Source organism: Actinoplanes siamensis, assembly GCF_016862395.1.
Classification (GTDB): domain Bacteria; phylum Actinomycetota; class Actinomycetes; order Mycobacteriales; family Micromonosporaceae; genus Actinoplanes; species Actinoplanes siamensis.
Genome location: NZ_BOMW01000020.1, coordinates 38,622 through 56,612 on the forward strand (window position 1 = coordinate 38,622; position 17,991 = coordinate 56,612).

Annotated in this window: 11 protein-coding genes; 4 read left to right on the forward strand and 7 right to left on the reverse strand. The window is 68.4% G+C overall.

Annotated elements, in window-relative coordinates; all coding sequences use genetic code 11:
• Positions 1-106 precede the first annotated feature (106 nt).
• Positions 107-889 (forward strand): alpha/beta fold hydrolase, encoded by a 783-nt coding sequence (locus Asi03nite_RS10505; RefSeq protein ID WP_203678478.1) that lies wholly within the window; start codon positions 107-109, stop codon positions 887-889.
• The gene (locus tag Asi03nite_RS10510; RefSeq protein WP_203678480.1) at positions 886-1,665 is read left to right on the forward strand and encodes a MerR family transcriptional regulator; all 780 of its coding nucleotides are present in this window, start codon (positions 886-888) and stop codon (positions 1,663-1,665) included. Before Asi03nite_RS10505 ends, Asi03nite_RS10510 begins: the two co-directional genes overlap by 4 nt.
• 252 nt (positions 1,666-1,917) lie before the next feature.
• On the opposite strand, the gene Asi03nite_RS10515 is transcribed toward Asi03nite_RS10510, so the two are convergent.
• Both Asi03nite_RS10515 and Asi03nite_RS10520 read right to left on the reverse strand, forming a co-directional pair.
• Positions 1,918-4,035: a GmrSD restriction endonuclease domain-containing protein gene (locus tag Asi03nite_RS10515; protein WP_203678482.1), complete on the reverse strand. Its 2,118-nt coding sequence runs from the start codon at positions 4,033-4,035 to the stop codon at positions 1,918-1,920.
• 199 nt (positions 4,036-4,234) lie between these two features.
• The gene (locus Asi03nite_RS10520; protein ID WP_203678712.1) at positions 4,235-4,882 is read right to left on the reverse strand and encodes a TetR/AcrR family transcriptional regulator; all 648 of its coding nucleotides are present in this window, start codon (positions 4,880-4,882) and stop codon (positions 4,235-4,237) included.
• Between the two features lie 134 nt (positions 4,883-5,016).
• Between Asi03nite_RS10520 and Asi03nite_RS10525 the strand changes: the two genes are divergently transcribed.
• A complete protein-coding gene (locus Asi03nite_RS10525; protein ID WP_239102586.1) occupies positions 5,017-6,630 on the forward strand; it encodes an FAD-dependent monooxygenase in 1,614 nt (537 codons plus the stop codon).
• 535 nt (positions 6,631-7,165) lie between these two features.
• A complete protein-coding gene (locus Asi03nite_RS10530) occupies positions 7,166-7,348 on the forward strand; it encodes a hypothetical protein (protein ID WP_203678484.1) in 183 nt (60 codons plus the stop codon).
• 524 nt (positions 7,349-7,872) lie between these two features.
• Here Asi03nite_RS10530 and Asi03nite_RS37740 read toward each other — a convergent pair.
• The 5 genes from Asi03nite_RS37740 to Asi03nite_RS10555 all read right to left on the reverse strand — a co-directional run bounded on the left by Asi03nite_RS37740 (position 7,873) and on the right by Asi03nite_RS10555 (position 17,625).
• Complete coding sequence (locus Asi03nite_RS37740; protein WP_239102606.1) at positions 7,873-9,225, reverse strand: ricin-type beta-trefoil lectin domain protein; 1,353 nt, start codon at positions 9,223-9,225, stop codon at positions 7,873-7,875.
• A 240-nt stretch (positions 9,226-9,465) separates the two neighbouring features.
• The gene (locus tag Asi03nite_RS10540; RefSeq protein WP_203678486.1) at positions 9,466-10,752 is read right to left on the reverse strand and encodes a TIGR02679 family protein; all 1,287 of its coding nucleotides are present in this window, start codon (positions 10,750-10,752) and stop codon (positions 9,466-9,468) included.
• Positions 10,749-14,906, reverse strand: coding sequence for a TIGR02680 family protein (locus tag Asi03nite_RS10545; protein WP_203678488.1), 4,158 nt, complete (start codon positions 14,904-14,906; stop codon positions 10,749-10,751). The genes Asi03nite_RS10540 and Asi03nite_RS10545 overlap by 4 nt, the downstream gene beginning before the upstream one ends.
• Positions 14,906-16,090, reverse strand: coding sequence for a TIGR02678 family protein (locus Asi03nite_RS10550; RefSeq protein WP_203678490.1), 1,185 nt, complete (start codon positions 16,088-16,090; stop codon positions 14,906-14,908). Before Asi03nite_RS10550 ends, Asi03nite_RS10545 begins: the two co-directional genes overlap by 1 nt.
• The gene (locus tag Asi03nite_RS10555) at positions 16,087-17,625 is read right to left on the reverse strand and encodes a DUF2397 domain-containing protein (protein ID WP_203678492.1); all 1,539 of its coding nucleotides are present in this window, start codon (positions 17,623-17,625) and stop codon (positions 16,087-16,089) included. The genes Asi03nite_RS10550 and Asi03nite_RS10555 overlap by 4 nt, the downstream gene beginning before the upstream one ends.
• Positions 17,626-17,991 lie beyond the last annotated feature (366 nt).

Genomic DNA, 17,991 nt, shown 5'->3' on the forward strand with positions numbered 1-17,991 from the left:
GCTCGCGCCGCAAGGCGGCCGCCTGGACGCCATCCTCCGATGCGGGGCGCCGGCTCCGGCGTACGACGGTTGACCCTGACCTAAGGTCAATCCCTAATCTCGGCGTATGACCAATTCGCCCTGGACGGGCATGCTTCCCGTCGACGACACAGCCCTCGCGGTCACCGACACCGGCGGCTCGGGCACTCCTGTCGTCTACCTGAACGGCGCCTACGCCGACAAGTCGCACTGGCGGCGGCTCATCGCCGAGCTCGGCGGCGACTACCGCCACATCACCTACGACGAGCGGGCCCGCGGCCGGTCGAAGCGCTCCGCCGACTACTCCTTCCAGGCCTGCCTGCGCGACCTGGACGCCGTGCTCGCCGCCCGGGGAGTGGAGCGGCCGCTGCTGGTGGGGTGGTCCTACGGCGCGATCCTGTCGTGGCACTGGGCCGACCGGAATCCGGAGCGAGCGCTGGGCCTGGTCAGCGTGGACTCCTTCCCCTTCGGACTCACCGGCGAGGCCGGCCGGGAACGCATCCGTCAGCAGTTCCACCGCCTGCGGTGGCTGCTGCCGATCGCCAGCCGGTTCGGCATGGGCGCCCGGATGAACGCGCGGGAGCACGCCGAGGTCAACATCGAGGCGAACGAGATCGCCCACGCCAGCGTGCCGGTGCTGGAACGCCTCGCCTGTCCCGTGCGCTTCGTCCTGGCGACCGGCGCCAGCCTCGGCAACAAGGGCGACGAGATGGAACAGGGGCGTGCCGCGCTCGAGGCGATTCCGGCCCGCAACCCGAACGTCGCGATCAGCGCCAAGGTCGCGAGCAACCACAGCACCATCCTGCGCAAGGACTCCCCCGCCGTCGCGCGCGCGGTCCGCGAACTGGCACCGACCAACCTGAGCCGATGACCGGCGGGCTCATGATCGGGCAGGCGGCCGCGTTCGCCGGTGTCACGATCAAGACGGTGCGGCACTATCACCGTCTCGGGCTGCTCGACGAACCGGACCGCGACACCTCCGGCTACCGGCGCTACACCTCCACCGATCTGTTGCGGCTGGTCCAGGTGCGCACCCTGGCCGAGGCCGGCGTGCCGCTCACCGAGATCGCCGATCTGCTCGACGCCGACCCCGAGCACTTCGCCGCCACCGTGGCCGACGTGGAACGGCGCCTCACCGAACGGATCACCGGTCTCATCGCCCGCCGCGACACGCTACGCCGGCTCGCCGACGGTGACCGGGCGCTGCTGCCCGACCGCGCCTGCGTCCTGCTGGACCGGTTGGCCGAGCTGGGTTTCGGCCCCGCCGTCGTGGACTCGCAACGGGAGGCGCTGGTCCTCGCCCACGCGCTGGCCCCGGCGCTCTTCGACGGCTTCCTGGCCCAGTTGGAACGCCGCCTCGACGACGCCGACTACGTGAAGCTGTGGAAGCGGACCTGGGACGCGCTGTCCTGGGAGCCGGACGACCCGCGACTCGACGACCTCGCCTCCGAAGTGGCCGACAACCTGCTCACCGAACGTGCGGCCATGCAGACGCATGCGGGCACCCTGTTCTCCAGCTCCGACGCGGCCACCCGCTACCACCTGATCAACGACCACCGGGCCGACGAGGCGCCGACCGCGACCCGGCTGACCGCGCTCATCGAAGCACGGCTGCGCGCCGCCGGCATCCAGATCCCGCAGCAGTGAGGCGTTGTCCCGCCGGAGCCGGGTGGCCCCCTCACCAGCCGGGGACGTGCCGGCGGGCGGTCAGAACGCGGTCCGGGCCGTACCGCGGTGCGGTACGGCCCGGACTGTCAGCGAACTACCAGTGGCTCACGTGCTCAGGGCCTGGTCATGGTGAAACCGGGCACGGTCACGGCACCGCCCGGCGCCTGGGTGGTGTGGTTGAAGATCCCGAAGCGGCGCCTGACCGCGTCAGGCCCATGCCCGGTTTCCGCTTCACACGTCTTGGCCGTCGGTGTCAGCCTCGTCGCCGGCACGCAGATCGTCCCGTAGCCCTGCCAGTGGACGTAGGCCGCTGGGAGTGTCGGCGAGCCAGTAGGCCCAGCCGTTGGTGCTGCCGCCGTGCGCGGCGTCACCGGCTCCGGAGGGCGAGTCGAACGTGATGCCGTCGAATTCGATGCGCCCATCGGACAGGACAGTGGCCTGAACGTCGTCGTTCGGGTTGATCAGGATCGCGCCCGCGGCGATCAGGCCGGCGTCCAGCAGGTCGACGACTCGTACCGCGTAGTAGGCCCGGGTTGTTGTGGTCGCCTTGGCCGGAGCACCCGGGGTGGGGTAGACGGGTGCGTACTGCTGGTCGGCGAGCCGCTCGAACGCGGCGCAGACCACGCGGGCCATGAGCTTGCGCCGCTGGGCAAGGAATTCCTCGTACGGCAGCTCGGTCCATCCGTCGGGCAGGGCGTGCCAGCGAACCTGCTCGGCCAGCGCCGGCTCGCGGAGCGCCTTCTTGGCGACCTGGTCGGGCCAGTAGACCGACGGCGGCTGGTCGGAGATGGCGATGTTGTCGTACCACTCCACCAGCGCCATGTTGGCGATCTGGTTGATCTGCTTGGTCCCGGCGATCTTCAGCTTGCGCAGGTAGGCACGCGGGAACAGATGGTGGCGTTCGATGCCCTTCTTGGCGGTGACAGCGGGGTCGAGTCGCGCCCGGACCTTCCCGGTGGACAACAGCGCGTCGGCGTCCACGATGTTCAGGGCCGCGATGTAGGCCAGCAGCGCGGGCGACTTCGAGGCGGAGCTGGACAGCTCGTTGGGCAGGGTGATGTCCCAGAAGTCGGTGGTCAGCGTGTCGTCGACGATCCGATCGAGTACGGCGGCGAACCCGTCGGCGTCGCCGGGCTGAACGTCTGCCAGCAGGGCGAGGTCGCGTTCGACCTGGGTTTCGAAGGAGCCGGAGTACCGCGAGGTGGTGTGCGCCATGAAGAACCAGCGGGCGATCACCTCGCGGAGCCGGGCCACCGGCACGCCGTAGTCCACCCGGCCGATCAGCCACATCGCGTACGAGAAGATGATCGCGTTCTCGCTGGAGATCATTTTCTTGCCGCGGAAGCCGGCACGCTCCAGGCACAGCAGGAATTCGTGCCAGTTCGTCAGGTCGAGCACGTGCTCCTGCGCTTGCGCCAAGCGGGCGAACTGCGTGTCGCGTCGCTCCGGTGAAGGCTTGCCGGTGTCGAGGTCCCGACCGCGCAGCAGGGTGTACATGTGCTTGAGGACCGCCCGACGGAAGGCCACCGCGACGGTCGCCCGCAGCATCTGGGGTGGCTGGGGCTGGATGTACCAGTTGAACGGGGACGCGCCGTTGAGCGTGGGCAGCCGGCAGGCGCGACAGAATTGCTCGAGGTCGCGGCGGCCCTTCTCCCAGAACACCGACATCAGGGTGAGGATGAAGTCGGCCTGGATGAGGGTGACGCCTTCGCTGTTGATCCGTACGAAGATCTCGGCGACCTGTTCCTCGTCCGCGCTGGCGGACAGCTCGACCACCTTGAACGGGTAGTGCTGCAGGTCGTAGAGACGGTCGATGGCGTCCTCGAGCCGCTCTTCCTCGGCGTCGTCGATCTCGCGCCGGGCGCCAACCGCTTTCAGGAACGCCTTTGTGGTAGCCCGTTTCCCGCCCTGCTGCCACAACGTGCTGATATCGGGGATGTACTCGGGATCCTTCTCGATCGCCGCGTCGGTGACCGCGAACATCGCATCCGCCGGACGGAACGCGATCCGGATACGCGCCTCCGAGTAGTCGTCGCGCAGCACCTTCGCCGCCGTCATCACGGCGAACAACGACGTCAGCCGCTGCTGCCCGTCCACGATCAGATGGTTCGGCACCGCCGCCTGAGTGCCGATGCCGATCTGCCGCGCGCCCGTGTCCGCCCCGGTCTCCCAGAACAGCAGATAGCCGACCGGGAACCCTTTGTACATCGAATCGAATAGCTCGCGGACCTTCGCCGCCTGCCAGACGAACGGCCGCTGGATGTCCGGCAAGGCGATCTTCCCGAGCCCGATCGACTGGACCAGCAAGGACACCGTGTAGGTGGTGTCCTTGTAGAGCGTCTCCGCCATCCGTAGCTCCCCGCTTTCCGAAGGTCCAAGTCGCCAAGTCGAGTAATCGGATACCGTACGCCGGTACGTCGACTTCGGATCAGCACACCGGTCGGCGCCTCATGCTGCCAGGAAGGTGGCCATGGCCGGACTCTATGTCGACCCCCTTCCATCCGGGATGACGCTGTCGGCAGAGCCGGGCATGGATGGTGGACGCTGATCAGGTGTATCGCGCTGAGTTGCCTCGGGAGGCCTCGGCGGCGTTGAGCGCGGGCGCCAGTGGTTCGAGCGCGCCGCGCAGCAGATCCGGCAGTGAGCCGGTCGGTACGAGAAGGGCGGCAGGGGCGGGATCGGCCGGCCGCAACCAGCGCTCGAGGGCGATACGTACCGCGGCCGTGACGCTTGCCGCGAGTACCTGAGCGACGTAATGCTCGGCGCGGCCGAGTCGCTGCGCCAGGGCGGCGATGAGCGGTGGTTCGATGCCCGCGGTGGCATCGAGGAACGCGTGGCGAAGTGCCGGGTCGGTGGCGATGAGCAGCAGTGCGGCGTGATCATCCTCGCCCGGATCCGTGTATCCGCGCACGATCGCCTCGGCGACGGCGTCGGCCAGCCGGGTGCCGGTGGGCTGATCGGCCATTGCCTTCGCGATCCGTGCCTCCCGATGCGCGGTGACCGCGGCAACGATCGCCTGTTCGCGGCTGGAGAAGTAGTTGTTGTAGGTCCTCGGCGATACGCCCGCGGCCTCGGCGATGTCACCGACCCGCACATTTGCCGTCCCGCGTTCCAGCGCGAGGCGGAGCGCGGCTTCCCGCAGCGCTTCCTGAGTGGCTTGTTTCTTCCGTTCCCGCAGGTCCGGCCGTTCGCGCATCACACGCTGACAATCTCACAATGGCTGCGTGTACGCAAACTTGCGTGCACGCAAGTTTGCGGTCTAGGTTGGCCACACGACGCGACCGTGAGAGACGGCGTCCATTCGGAGGCGGGGAAATGTCTGTTGACGTAGTGATCGTGGGCGCGGGCCCGGCCGGCTTGATGCTGGCCTGCGAGCTGGCTCTGGCCGGCGTGCAACCGATCGTCCTGGAACGACGAGACGAACCGAGCACCGAGCCCAAAGCGAACGGGCTGCTCGGGCAGGTGGTCCGGGTGATCGACCACCGCGGGCTTCATGAACGACTGGCCGGGAGCTCCGAGCCCCCTTCGCCGAACTCCGCATACTTCATGTTCGGCGGTCTGGGACTCGACCTCAGCCTGCTCACCCACAGTCCCGTATACGCGGTGCCGGCAACCCAACGAGCGATCGAGGCCATGCTCGAGGAGCGGGCTGGCGAACTGAAGGTGCGCATCCGGCGCGGGCACGAACTCGTCGGCATGGACCCCGACGAGGACGGGATCACGTTGCGGGTCGCCACCACCGAGGGCGAGTACGAACTGCGCACCCGCTTCGCCGTCGGTGCCGACGGCGCGCACAGCGCCACCCGGAAACTGGCCGGCATCGACTTCCCCGGCGTGCACCATGACCGGATGACGGTGCGATCGGCGCATGTGACACTGCCCCCGGAAGGGATCGATCCCGGCACCGGCATGCTCCAGGTCCCCGGATATGGTCCGGTACCTCCGTTTCTCCCGCACCGGACAGAGCGCGGCGGGTTCTCCTACGCTCCACTCCCCGGGCAACCGCCCCTCCTGACCACGACCGAATGGGATCAACCGGAACCGGCCAGCTCGATGACCCTTGCGGAACTGGGCGACAGCATCCGGCGCGTACTCGGCGCTGAAGTGCCCCTTCAGGAGCCACGCGGCCCCGGCCCGCACGTGCTCCGGCGCATGACCGGCGGCCACACCCGGCTGGCGACACGGTATGCGGATCGAGGCGTCTTCCTCATCGGCGACGCCGCCCACCTGTTCGGAGCCACCGGCGGAGGGCCGGGGCTCAACCTCGGCCTGCAGGACGCCGTCAACCTGGGATGGAAACTGGCGTCGGCCATCCGTGGCGACGCCCCGGCCGACCTGCTCCCCTCCTTCGAGACCGAGCGGCGCGCCGCCGCCGAGCGCATGATCGTGAACGCCCGGGCGCAAGCTGCTCTGATCGCACCCGGCAGCGATGTCACCGGACTCCGTGAACTCTTCGCCGAGCTGCTGAGAGACCCGGCGGTAGTGGCTCGCCTGGCCGCCCTCACGGCCGGGGCGGACGTCCGCTACGACATGGGCCCGGAGTCCACCCACGCGTACGCCGGGAGATTCAGCCCGGACCTTTCCGTTCAGACCGCGGCAGGTTCGGTGCGCGTCGCGGAACTGACGCATTCCGCGCGCCCGCTACTCGTGGACATGACCCCGGCCGGCATATTCGCTGAAGCCCTGGCCAGTTGGGGCGACCGCGTCGACGTCGTTCACGGCAGGCTCATCGCGGCGGCGTCGCCCACCTCGCCGGACCAGGAGCCGGCCGACCAGGGCACACTCCCATCGGCCCTGCTGCTGCGCCCCGACTGCTACGTGGCCTGGGCCTCCTCGACACACCACCCCGACCGCACGGAGGTGGAAAACCTCCACGCCACCACAACGCGATGGTTCGGAGCGCCGTCCACGATGCCGGTCGAGGGTCTGCGCACGACAACGTGATAGCCCCCGCGCGATCCGGGTGGATGTTGGCGTAATGGTACGTTCCGTCAAGCTTTTGATCCGTTGAGCCGGGCAAGGAGTGGCGCCTCCCCATCAAATTCCGCAGGGCCCCGCACGGTGGCGTGACGCTGCCGGCGTGGGCTTCTGATCGTCCGTTTCTGACAGCTTGCCGGATGGGGCCACCCAGAAGCCATCGGCGTATCCGGTTCCGGCGCGAAGGCCGAGCAGCACCCTGTCGGCATCGATGAGCAGGATAAACACGTTCACCGGACGAGTTGGTGACGCCGCGGGCGGTGCGGCGGCGTGTGGCCGGGTCACGCTAGATCCTCTTTCGTAGCGGGCGATCAGAACAGGGCGTCTGGGGCGGTCGCGGCAGCTGGCGCCGGACGGCCGGCCAAGTGGTGGAGCTGGCTCAGCCGAGACCAGCGGTGACGGGCAGCGCCGTCGGTGAGAAGCCGCGCAAACAGCGCAGCGGTGGCGGGCGCGTCGGGCAGCGCCCGGTGCCGGCCCCGCGCAACCGCAGCCAAACGACCGAATGATCGCCAACGCTGCCCACTACTCACCAGTGACGAACCCGCCCGCCAGTTCCGGTAAAGCAGGGGTTTTCGGGGGACGGTTCAAAACAGAACAGGCAAAAGCAAAAGCCCTGACCAGCATTGTTTCCGGTCAGGGCTTTTTAATGGTCGGGCTGACAGGATTTGAACCTGCGACCCCTTGACTCCAGCATTTAGAGGGCCCAGCGACGTACCAACAAACGTTTTACCAGGTCGCTGAAAAGTATACTCGCCCGAGTAAAGGGATCCAAGTCCGACGCCCTTTCGGAGCGCACCTGACCTGCGCCTTTGTCGAGTCGGTGCTGCTAGACGGATCCTCCCCGCGCTTTCGAGGAGTACTTACGCATGCCGAACTGCCCGGCAGCGCGCCACGCTGCATGGATCTACTTCGTTCAGCCACCGGCACTCCCAGGCCTTTGGGATAGTCGGCAGTCCTGGATTCGAACTCAGCGGGTACGGCAGTGACGAACAGCCGTCGAGCGCGAGTGGCGGCGACATAGAGGACGCGGATTGCCTCGATGGTCAGGTTCTCGGCGTTGAACCACTCCTCCACGACGGTTGCGGGTCTTTACCACTCCCGCCTTTACTTCTGCACGTCTGGGCAAGAGGAACAAGACAGCATTTGCGCAAAAAGGGCGGTTTGTCCGCTCCCGCGTCTTGACCGTCAGCGTGCCCCCTCGACCGGCCGTCACGCGGCCTTCACGAAGTACTGTGCGGCCGATCCGTTGCAGTCCCAGATCTGCAGTCGCGCGCCGTCCGCTGTCGAGCCTGACGGGGAGTCCAGGCACATGTTGGAGTTCGGGTTGCGCAACCGGTTACCTTCCTGGACCCAGTTCTGTGCGCCGCTGCCGTTGCAGTCCCAGAGCTGCACCTTCGTGCCGTTGGCCGTACCCGCGTTGACGACGTCGAGGCACCGGCCCAACGTCCGCAGGGTCTGGCCGTCCCAGCTCCACTGCTGGTCCTTCGAAAGAGAAGGCCCCTGGCAGGTCCACAGCTGCACGGCCGCGCCGTTGCCGCCCGTGTCGTTTCCGGCCACGTCAACGCACTTGCCGCCCGGCCCGTTGATCTGCGTCGCGGGTCCGCCCGTGGAAGGCGGCGTCGTGCCCCCGCCGTCCTGGTAGTAGCGCACGTAGTCGATCGATGCGGTGAGCGGGAACTGGCTCTGCACGGGGTTCTGTCCAGGGTACGTGCCGCCCAGCGCCAGGTTGAAGATGAGGTGGAACGGCTTGCGGAACTCCTCCAGGGTCGCCGGTGTCGTGTCGATCACGTGCGTCTGCACACCGTCGACGTACCACCGGATCTGCGCGGCCGTCCACTCGATGGCATAGACGTGGAAGGCCGCGGCGTTGTTGACGCCGGGGTTCGCGACATAGTTGGCGTTCTGACCCGCTGTCCACGGGAACACCCCGGTCCGCAGATCCCAGAAGATGTTGTTCGTCACGGTAGCGTTCGCGTTCGCGTGTTCCATGATGTCGACCTCGCCGCAACTGGCCCAGTTGGTGGGCAGGCGGTCGTAGTAGGTCTGCCCCGCGTTGTAGGCGCCCGTGGACGTCTCGTCGCACGAGTCACCGAGCATCCAGAAAGCCGGCCACGAGCCGGCGGCGGTCGGGAGCGCCATGCGCGCCTCGATGCGGCCGTACTGGAACGACTTCTTCGTATCCGTCGTCATGCGGCACGACGTCTGGTAGAAGTTACGGCCGTTGACCGTGATGGGCGTCGTGAGCCAGTTGGCGCGCATCAGGAGGTTGCCGCCGGACTGCGTGCAATTCTCCGGGCGGTACCACTCCCACTCGCCGTTGCCCCAGCCGTCGAAAGCATTGAGGCCGGGGTTGAGGCCGTTGCCGACGTTGTAGTTCCAGTTGGCGCTGCTGGGCGCGCCGGACCCGTTGAACTCGTCGGCCCACACGAGGTTCCACGCGGCGTGTGCGGGCTGCTGCTGGACGACCGCGCTGCCGACGAGTGCGATGGCGGCCGCGGTGAGGAGGACCAGGAGGCGCCGGCGGTTGCGTGACAGCGCTCGGTCTGCGAAACCTGCATTCATTGTCACGGAGAACGTCCTCTCGTACGGAGTGGTCGATCTACTACGAGGGCGACATGAGACGCGCTTCTGTAAACATTGTTACGTAAATATTTCCGACTGTCGATGCGAGGGCATAGTATTCGTAGACCGAGCCCGGGGAAGCGCCTGAGCGGTTGGTTCCGATTGGTGGCGTTTGCGCCTTTTACCTCTTCAGGCGCACCAGCACAGCCGTCCACGGCGAGCTCGACACCCTCCCACTCGTCATTGAACTTCGAGGTCGCCAAGAAGGTCGAAAAGTACAAACTCTTCGTGGATCGCCAGGCCGTGCGCTGACATGGCGGTCGCCAAGCCTGGATCCCACGGTGTCGGCACAGGGCGGCCGGCCAAGGCGACGGCGTGGGCCGCGTCAAGCTCGGCAACGGCGCTGGTGTAGTCGTCGGCCGACATCCGCCACGGTATGGCGCCCTGTTCCAGGACACGACCGGCGATGGCTACTCCCGGCCAGTCGAAGTCTCCGTGGTAGCGGACGGGATTGCCTGCCGCGATCAGGCGCCGCAGCAACTGGGTGCCGGCACTCGCCGGATTGCCGGAGAGACACAGCAGGGGTGCTGCTGTTGACGCTCGCACCGCAGCCTGCATGACCTGCGGGTTTTCGCAGACCGACACGACCTGCCCGGTCGGGAGCCACGAGGCGGAACCCGCCACGGCCAACTCGTGGAGGGTGAGGTGAGTCATCAGGCCGAGATCGGCGCGGTCACGCATCATGGCTGACCAGCTGTCCCGTCCCGGCGGGCGGACCTGCCAGCACAGCACGGTTCCGGAGAGCATGTCCGTGGCGACGCCAAGCGCTCCCCACAACTCTCTTCGGTCGGCGGCGGACTCGGGAATGGGACGATCGAGGGCCTGCGCCGCGGCGCGTAGGAGCAAAGAGGAGGCGAGCGTCGTTTCGTCGAAGCCGTGCGCGGTCCCGGTGACTCGGCTGGCCAAGGCGGCGAGCTCCCAGGTGTGCTCGGTTCCGGCCGCCGTCCCGAGCAGAAGGGCGAGCCCGGCAACAGCTCTGTCCAGTGCCTGTCCGGCGGCAACGGAACCGGCGCGGGTCAGCATGCCGCCACGTTTCAGGGCGGTGATCCACCCGGGAACCCACGGCGCTCCGGCCAGTCCGGCCTCGTGCAGAGCGTGGTCCAGCCGCTGCCAGACCTCAGCCCAATCGGCATGGTCACGGTCTCGGGCGGCACGCCGGTCCACGACCGTACGCCCATCAAGGGTTTCGAGTACGGAGACGAGACCGCGCCCTCCGCTGGAGCGGCGCAGTGCCTTGTCGAGATCGGCCAGTCTGATTCTGCGGCCGGCGCCGGGGGTTACCGTCTCGCCGAGCAGGCCGGACAGTTGCTCGGCGGCGGAATGGTCGAGGTCAGCGGTAATGCCGCCGATCGGCTGGAGTCCGTTACGTTCGAGCCGGCCCCGCGCGGCGGACCAGACCGGCGCGAGGCCCGGAACGGAAAGGTACGCGCGCAGTGCCGGCGGCAGCGTGCCGTCGATGCCGGTCATGCGGAATGCAGGAAGTGCCGGGTGCGACCGTCCCAGCGCACATGTGCGGTCGCCGCAGGCGTGCCTTCTTCCCTGCAAATCTCGTAGATGTCAAGCGCGGGTACTTGAGGAACGCAACCCCAGAGGGCATGACCCGTCATGGCGAAATCGACGTCGAGGCGTACGAGGAGCCCGAGAAGCTCCGCCACCGTCTGGTCATCGACCTTGGCGAACGCGTCGTCGAGCAGGATGAGGCGCAACGCCGTCGCGGTGTTGTCCAACCCCGTCAGATATGCGTCGACGGCGGCGAACAGGGTCACGTACGAGACGAATCGGGTCTCTCCCTGCGAGAGCTTGGCGCGCCTGCTGATCCGCCGTTCCTGGCCCGGTTCCGGACCGGTGATGATCACCTCGACGGTGTGCCACGCACGGTAGTCGAGGGCGGCTCGCAGGTGTACGGCGTACCCGGCGCTCGGGTCCTTGCCCGCCTCGGCCGCGACCCTGGCGGTCAGCAGATCCGTCAGCTCGTTGTCCTGCGCGGTGTCGCGGACGGCCGCGGCCGTGCCGACCAGCGTTCTGATCCGGGTTATATCCGCACCGGCCTGCTCGGCGAGCTTCCAGCTCAGCCTTACCCCGATGCCGTGACTGGTCCTGATCGAGCGCAGGCTCGCGTTCATCGCTTTGATCAGGTTTTCCGCCTGGCCGAGCCGGCGCCGCAGTTCCTCGCCGACCTCACCGAGAACGAATCGCTGGAACACCTCGTGCTCCCGTTCGGTGAGAGCGGCGCGGCCCAGCTCGCACTGCCGGTCGATCTCGAGCGCCGCTTGAGCCAGTGGCCGCCGGCCTTCCGCGTCCACCAGCTCGAAGAGCTTGATGCCCGCGGCAACGGTAGCGGTGACGTCGTAGCTGCCAGAGATCTCCCGTTCGAAAACCTGCTGGGCGCGCAGGAGCGCGTTCTCGTCCGTGCGCGCCCGTCGCAGCGCGGTGAGCAGATCGCCGGCCTGCGTCTTCACCGATCCCGGAGCGCGATCGGTCAGTATCTCGCCGGGCGCGGCGGCGAAGGCCGTCGCGACGACTCCCGGCTGGCCGAACTGCTGCCTGACAGCGGTCACCAGGTCGCTCAGCTCCGCGTGGAGCGCGGTCGCCCTGTCCCGTGCCGTCCGCGCCTCCGATCTGGCGGTGCCAGCCTCGTAGCTCAGCGCCTCGGTCGCCTTTCGCGCGTCCCGGAGCTTTGCCGAGACCTTGGCGAGAAGGGTTTCCGTATCGGTCACCTGGCGCTGGACCTCAGCGGCGGCGGTGCCGACCGAGTCGCGGAGAGTCCGGAGTCTCGTCAGGATGTTCTGCCAGGACTGGCAGGCTTCGGCGGCCTTGCTCTCCGCCTTCTTCCGGCGACGGGCCACCTCCACGATCCGCTCTGCCATCTCTTGATGGCGGCGTAGCACCGTGGTGAGCCTGCCTGCTTTCTCCATAGCTTCGGCACATCTCTGGCTCGCGCTCGTCGCGGTCGCTTGTACGACTCGCAGCGAATCCTCGTCGGTGGGCAGGCCGAAGTCGGAGCAGGCCAGCCGGTGGCCACGATCCTGGACGGCCCAGGCGCGGGCAAGATCGTCCGCTGCTGTCCGTAGCCGTCTCGCCTCGGCTCTCAGCCTGCCTTCCTCCCGTAGTTTCTCCGCTGCGACGGATCTCGCCTGCGCGAGGTCGATCGACGAGGGAACCGCGCGGCCCCAGGAGCGAATCCTTTCCCTCCGTGTCTCCAGACCATCGCGCTTCTGTTGTCTGATGGCGGCTTCTTCGGCCAGGGTGCGGAGTTCGGCCTCGATGGCGGCCAGACGAGCGGCCCGGGCCGCCGCTCGGGCCGCGGCACCGATGTGCCGGGCGGCCGTGACCTCGTGCCGCCCGCGCAGCGCTCCGTTGCCCCAGCTGCCATCGGCGCCGACCCAGGTGGCGGCCTCGGTGTCGTCGAAGCCGATCCGGTTCAGGATGCCGGCGACCGTCTCGGTGGGCAGCGGACTGGCCGGGTCGACGGTGAGGACGGTCGCCAGCGACGTTCGGACACTTCCGTCGTACGGCGTCAGGAGAAGATGTCCGGTCTCAGCCGTGAGTCGGCCCGCGTCGTCGATCGTCGCGGTGAGCAGGCCAGAGGCGATGAGGGCTGCCTCGACAGCGGCGCGGCGTCCCGCCTCGACCGTCTCCACGAAGTCCACACACCGCCACAGCGGTACGCCGCCGGTCGCGGTCGCCCACGCCGGCCGGTCCGGCTCGGGGTCGCGAGCGGAGCGCAGTTCGGCCTGTTCTTGTTCGAGCTCCTCGATCCGCGGACGGGCCGCCGTGTCCTCGGCGTCGAGCCAGCTCAGTTCTGTCACGACGGCCGACGTGGCCGCCGAGACGGCGTCATCCGCCGCGCGGTCCAGCTCTCGCAGGTCGATCTCGGCTCCGTCGCCGCTGAGCGCCATCCGATCGGTGAGCAGGCTGCCGAGGATCGGATGAGCTGCCCAGCCGACCGTCCCCAGCAGGTCCGCCGTGGTCGGAGCGGAAATCCAGGCACGCCAGCGGTCGACGAGGTCGAGGGCGGCGTCCTCGCGCCTCTCGGCGGCCTGCTGGCTCGCTTCCACGGCTTCGTCGGCTCGCTGCTCGGCGCCGGTCGCGTCGTCCAATGCCTTGTCCACCTTCCGGCGCGCCTTGGTCAGCTCACGGGCATCGGCGGCACGGTTACCCGCCTGGCCGGCCCGGGTCTGCGCCGCGCGGCCGGCCCGGTCCACCGCGTCGGTGACGGTGGCCGGGTCGGCAGGCATCACCGCAACGGCGTCGGGCAACAGTTGAGTCAGCACCTCGGGCTCCCCGACGCGCGCCGTACGGACCACTCGGGAGGGGCCGGAGGCCGGTCTGCGATCGGCTCGGATGTCGGCGAGGAGTCCCGGATCGGTGAGCCCGGCCTCGGCAAGCCGTTCCCTGATCTGCCCAAGAGTTACGGACAGGGCAGCAGCGGCTCCTTCTACGTCTCCGGCCTGCCGGTCCGCGTCGGCAACCGCTTCTTCTTCGGTACGACGATGGTCCGCGGCCGACCGCAGTGCGCTGTCCGCTTCTCCGGCCCGCGCCTCGACCACCGTGGTGAGCTGGCGCAGTTCCTGACCGCTCCGGTAGGCGTCAGAATCCCTCAACCCGTCTAGCCGTACGCCCAGGGTCTCCTGCTGGGTGTCCAGCATCTCGATCTCGCTCTGCACCGAGGACAGTTGCTCCTCTTTTCCCGCAGCCGCGGTTTCGAGTCCCTCCGCGTTCTCGGCGGCGCTCAAGGCGGTGACCGCCTTGGCACGTAGGCCGTCGAGTGAGGTCGCGAGCACGCCGGTGACGTACTTGCGGTAGGCGTCGAGGAAGCTGCGTACGTGATCGCGGGCGGCCTCCAGTCGAAGCTGATCCTCCCGGGTGCTGGTGAGGCCGTCGAGCTGCTGTCCCGCGTCGGTCAGCGCGTCCTCGGACAGCGGTGGAAGCGCGTCGGCCAGGATGCCCGGCAGCCGGCCTTCCTCGATGCGGTTGCCGACATCGGGTGAGCGCAGCGTGTGCAGAAGTTTGGTCAGTCCCTCGAAACGCTCTTTGCCCAGCCGCCCGGTGAGGCCGAAGACCTCGACGCGAACCCGTTCACGGTGGCTCTCGGCCACATCGGTGATCCGTTCCTCCGTGATGAGGTCGGCAAGGTCACGCCGCGAGAGCGACTGGCGATCGGCGCCGAGAAGTGGCAGCTGCGTGCCGACCCGCAAGGGGGTGGTGAAGTACCAGACCTTCGCTTCCTTCGTGCTGATCGCGAAGCGAACCAACGCACCCAGAGTCAGGTAACGGGTCGCCGGATCCTCACCGAGGCCGGCGTCCGGCTCCCGGCACAACTCCAACCACATGTATCCGAGGCGGTTGCCCTGGTCGCCGGCCCCGGCGCTCATCAGATCCTCCATCCGGACCGACGAGCCGGTGCCCATGTTGCGCCGGTCCGCGTCGAGCAGGAACGGAAGCAGCATCTCGAGGGCCCGCGACTTGCCCGATCCGTTGGTGCCGCGCAGGATCAGCCGACCGCCGGAGATGTCGAAGGTGTTCTCGTAGTAGTGCCAGACGTTGACGAAGCCGGCTCGGGACAGCCGCCACCGGTGCGGGTGCTGCCGCAAAGGTGTCTGATCGAACAGGTCGGTCACTAGATCTCCAGTTCGAGCTGGCCGGCGAGACGACGAGCCGCGCGGGTCGGCGGGGCGGTCCGGGGCTGCGGCCGGTAGCGGGCGGCCGCGGGGTGGAGAAGCAGCCCCGTCACGGTGGTGCGGGCCACGCCGATCTCGCACAGCACGAGGACGACGTCACCCCGCAGACCGCCGGGTTCCTCGGCGAGCGCGTCGCCCCAGGCCCTGGCGTGTCGTGCGGTGAGATTGGCCAGGACGGCGTCGACCTCGTCCCAGGTGACGACAAGACCCCCGGTCGACGCCGGCGCTCTTCGTTCGATCAGTTCGCCCAGCAGCAACAGAGCCGCCTGCTTGACCCGGCCGTTGCCCGGGAACCCGATATCCGTGAGGTCCCCGGCCGGGTCGTACGCGAGTGCGCCCTCGGCCCGGACCTCCAGCGCGAGACCGAAATTCTCCGCGAGAACCCTGGTCAGTTCACTGCGTTCGCGCGACAGGACATCACGCTCGCCGTCGCTCAGGTCTTCCCTGCGGACAAGGGGATTCTCGACAAGTTTGCGGCGCAGCGACCGCCGGGGCTGGTCGTCGAGTTGGGGGTCCGGCGTCAGCAGCTCGTCGGCGTGGCCGAGCCCGGACAGCGGCCGGGCAAGCAGATGCGGCAGGACCGGCCGATGGATGGTCAGCAACGCTTCGTCCCGGCGTTCGCCCCAGCCGCCGGCCGTGCCGTCCGTCTCGGTCAGGACGCCCCAGCTGACCAGCTGCCCGATCGCGGTCACAAGCGCTCGCCGCTCCGGCAGCGTGTCACCGATCCGCACCCCGACGGTGGCTCCATCGGAGCGAACCTGCTCGATCAGCGCGGAGATGAGAATCTGATCGCCCGTGCCGGGTACGAGCAGGGCCGCGCTCAGCAAGCAGAGAAGGGTGTAGGTCGTCGGTGTGAAGGCGAGACCATCCGGGCGACGCGCGGGCCGGGCCGGGCCGTCGTTGCTCACCGGTCCCTTGATCAGCCGTGCGAAGGTCGGCTCAACGACGAGATGGTAGTCGAGGACCGTCTTGAACATCGAGCGCAGCGCCGCCGCGTGCAGGCGGACGAGGGCGAGCTCTTCGGCGTGGTCGGTGGTGAGGAGTGGATGCATCAGAAGTGCCCGGGCCGCTTCCCGCCGCTCTCCGGAGTTCTGCGACGCGGTCCCAGTGGCGGGCGGGGTCATGCGGGCAGCCGCTCGCCGGACTGCCGGTAGGTGGCCTGCAGCGGCATGGCCGTGAGCACGACATCATGCACGGTGAGGGTGCCGTCGTCACCGCTGATGACCACCGTCTCCCCTTTCGCGGGCGTGGCCCGCAGCAGCAGGTCCAGGTCGTGGTCCCGGTCCTCGGCGACCGTGCGGGTGAGCGAGACCGCCGCGATCAGCGGTGAGAGCTTGTCCAGCAGCAGCTCACGGGCTGCCCGGCTCAGTCGGCTCCGGCGCAGCGTGCCTGCCGCGGCGAGTTCGGCCGCGGCCGCACGACGGGCTTCGTTGCGGCGGCGTGCCCGTTCCAGCAGGTGTTCGGCGTCGGCGCCCGGATCCGGCACCCGGGAGTTGCGGCCACGCGGGGTGCGGTCTCCCCGCTCGCGCAGCGAGACCGGGACGTCGACCGGCGAGCTGTCCCACCAGGAGGTTCCCGGTCCGGCCGACGGATCTGCCTCCTCCGGGCCGATCAGCAGATGGCGTACGGGGTAGCAGCCGAACGCCGCGTCGTAGAGCCGGTGCGCGGTGTCACTGTCGGTGGTGTGGAACCAGGAGGCCAGCTTGAGCAGGTCTGCGCGCCGTGACAGCCCGGTCCCGGAGGCCGTCAAGATCCGCCGCGCGTTGATGATGAGCTGGCCGAGAGCCTGGCGAGCGGCCGCCCGCAACTGATCAGGCCCGGACGGAACGTCGCCGGCGCCATACCAGACCGCGAGCTGCTCCCACTCGATCCGGGTGCGGCCGGGCAGCCGCTCGACGGCCACCAGGTCGTTCTCCAGGGCAGGCGCTGTGGGCAGGTTCTCCAGCACCGGGTCGAGCAGCTCCAGCAGGAGGATCAAGCGCCGCCGGATCTCCGGTGCGTTGCGGTTGACGTCGGCGCCGATGAGGTCGACGTAATCGAGCAGCAGGTCCTTGAACTGCGCGTACTCCTCGCTGGCAAGGTCGTAGCGGGTCAGCACACCCGCGAGGTAGGCGTAGAAGTCCGTGACCGATTCAGTGAAGACCCGATGATCGGTGAAGACACTGGTGACGGCGCCGGCCAGAGCTTCGGGATCGGGAGCCCGATGCATGTCGGCCGCTTGCTGGAGGATCTGGCCGAGGCTGTCGACGATCCTGGCCAGCAGCTCACGGGCCACCTCCTGCACGCCGTCGACCGCACGCAGGATCTCCTCGGCCTCCCGGTGCAACCGGCCACCGAGCTTCGACACCTGGAAACGGGACCGGGACCGGTGGTAGGCCGCGACGGTCGGCACCCGGGTCTCCCGCACCGCCCTCACCAGATTGCCCCAGACCACAAGCTGCCGGCAGCGTTCCTCGGCCACATCGGGTTCGAGCACGATGCCACGGTCGCGCAGCTGCGCGGCCACCTCGGCCGCCGAAAGATCGGTGAGCAGCGTGCCGGTGAACAACCGCATGATCGCGATGTAGTCGTCAGCGGCGTCAGCGGTCAGATAGGTGAACAGTTTGCGGTGGACCGACGTGTCATGCGCGACCTCGGTGAGGTCCCCCTGATCGCTCATCACCCTCCCCGTGACAACTCACCGTCCTCCGACGTTAGCTGAAACCGTTCGCAACACGCCGCACCGCATCGCGGCGGACGCCCAGCTCGAGATCCTGGCGACCGGGAGCTGGTGGTCGCCATCCAGCACCAGAGTTCGGGTCCAGGTGAACAGGTCGATCAGCGCGGGTTGGAGCCAAGCCTGGTCGAGACCGGCGAGCAATCGGACGCCGGCGTGACCGATCACGTTCTGTCAGTCACCGGTCATCGTGATCTTCGGACGAAGGCCGAGGGCAAGCGGAACCTCCGCGAAAGTAGAACCTCGCCCCACCTCAAGCGATGAACGGGTGTTGAGTCAGCTGCGGAGACCACTGATAGAAGCGATTGG

What these genes read in the sequence shown, in the direction of transcription:
- Asi03nite_RS10505 (WP_203678478.1), top strand. Translation starts at nt 107, where the DNA reads ATGACCAATTCGCCCTGGACGGGCATGCTTCCCGTCGACGACACAGCC.
- Asi03nite_RS10510 (WP_203678480.1), top strand. Translation starts at nt 886, where the DNA reads ATGACCGGCGGGCTCATGATCGGGCAGGCGGCCGCGTTCGCCGGTGTC.
- Asi03nite_RS10515 (WP_203678482.1), bottom strand. Translation starts at nt 4,035, where the DNA reads ATGGCGGAGACGCTCTACAAGGACACCACCTACACGGTGTCCTTGCTG.
- Asi03nite_RS10520 (WP_203678712.1), bottom strand. Translation starts at nt 4,882, where the DNA reads ATGCGCGAACGGCCGGACCTGCGGGAACGGAAGAAACAAGCCACTCAG.
- Asi03nite_RS10530 (WP_203678484.1), top strand. Translation starts at nt 7,166, where the DNA reads ATGATCGCCAACGCTGCCCACTACTCACCAGTGACGAACCCGCCCGCC.
- Asi03nite_RS37740 (WP_239102606.1), bottom strand. Translation starts at nt 9,225, where the DNA reads ATGAATGCAGGTTTCGCAGACCGAGCGCTGTCACGCAACCGCCGGCGC.
- Asi03nite_RS10540 (WP_203678486.1), bottom strand. Translation starts at nt 10,752, where the DNA reads ATGACCGGCATCGACGGCACGCTGCCGCCGGCACTGCGCGCGTACCTT.
- Asi03nite_RS10550 (WP_203678490.1), bottom strand. Translation starts at nt 16,090, where the DNA reads ATGACCCCGCCCGCCACTGGGACCGCGTCGCAGAACTCCGGAGAGCGG.
- Asi03nite_RS10555 (WP_203678492.1), bottom strand. Translation starts at nt 17,625, where the DNA reads ATGAGCGATCAGGGGGACCTCACCGAGGTCGCGCATGACACGTCGGTC.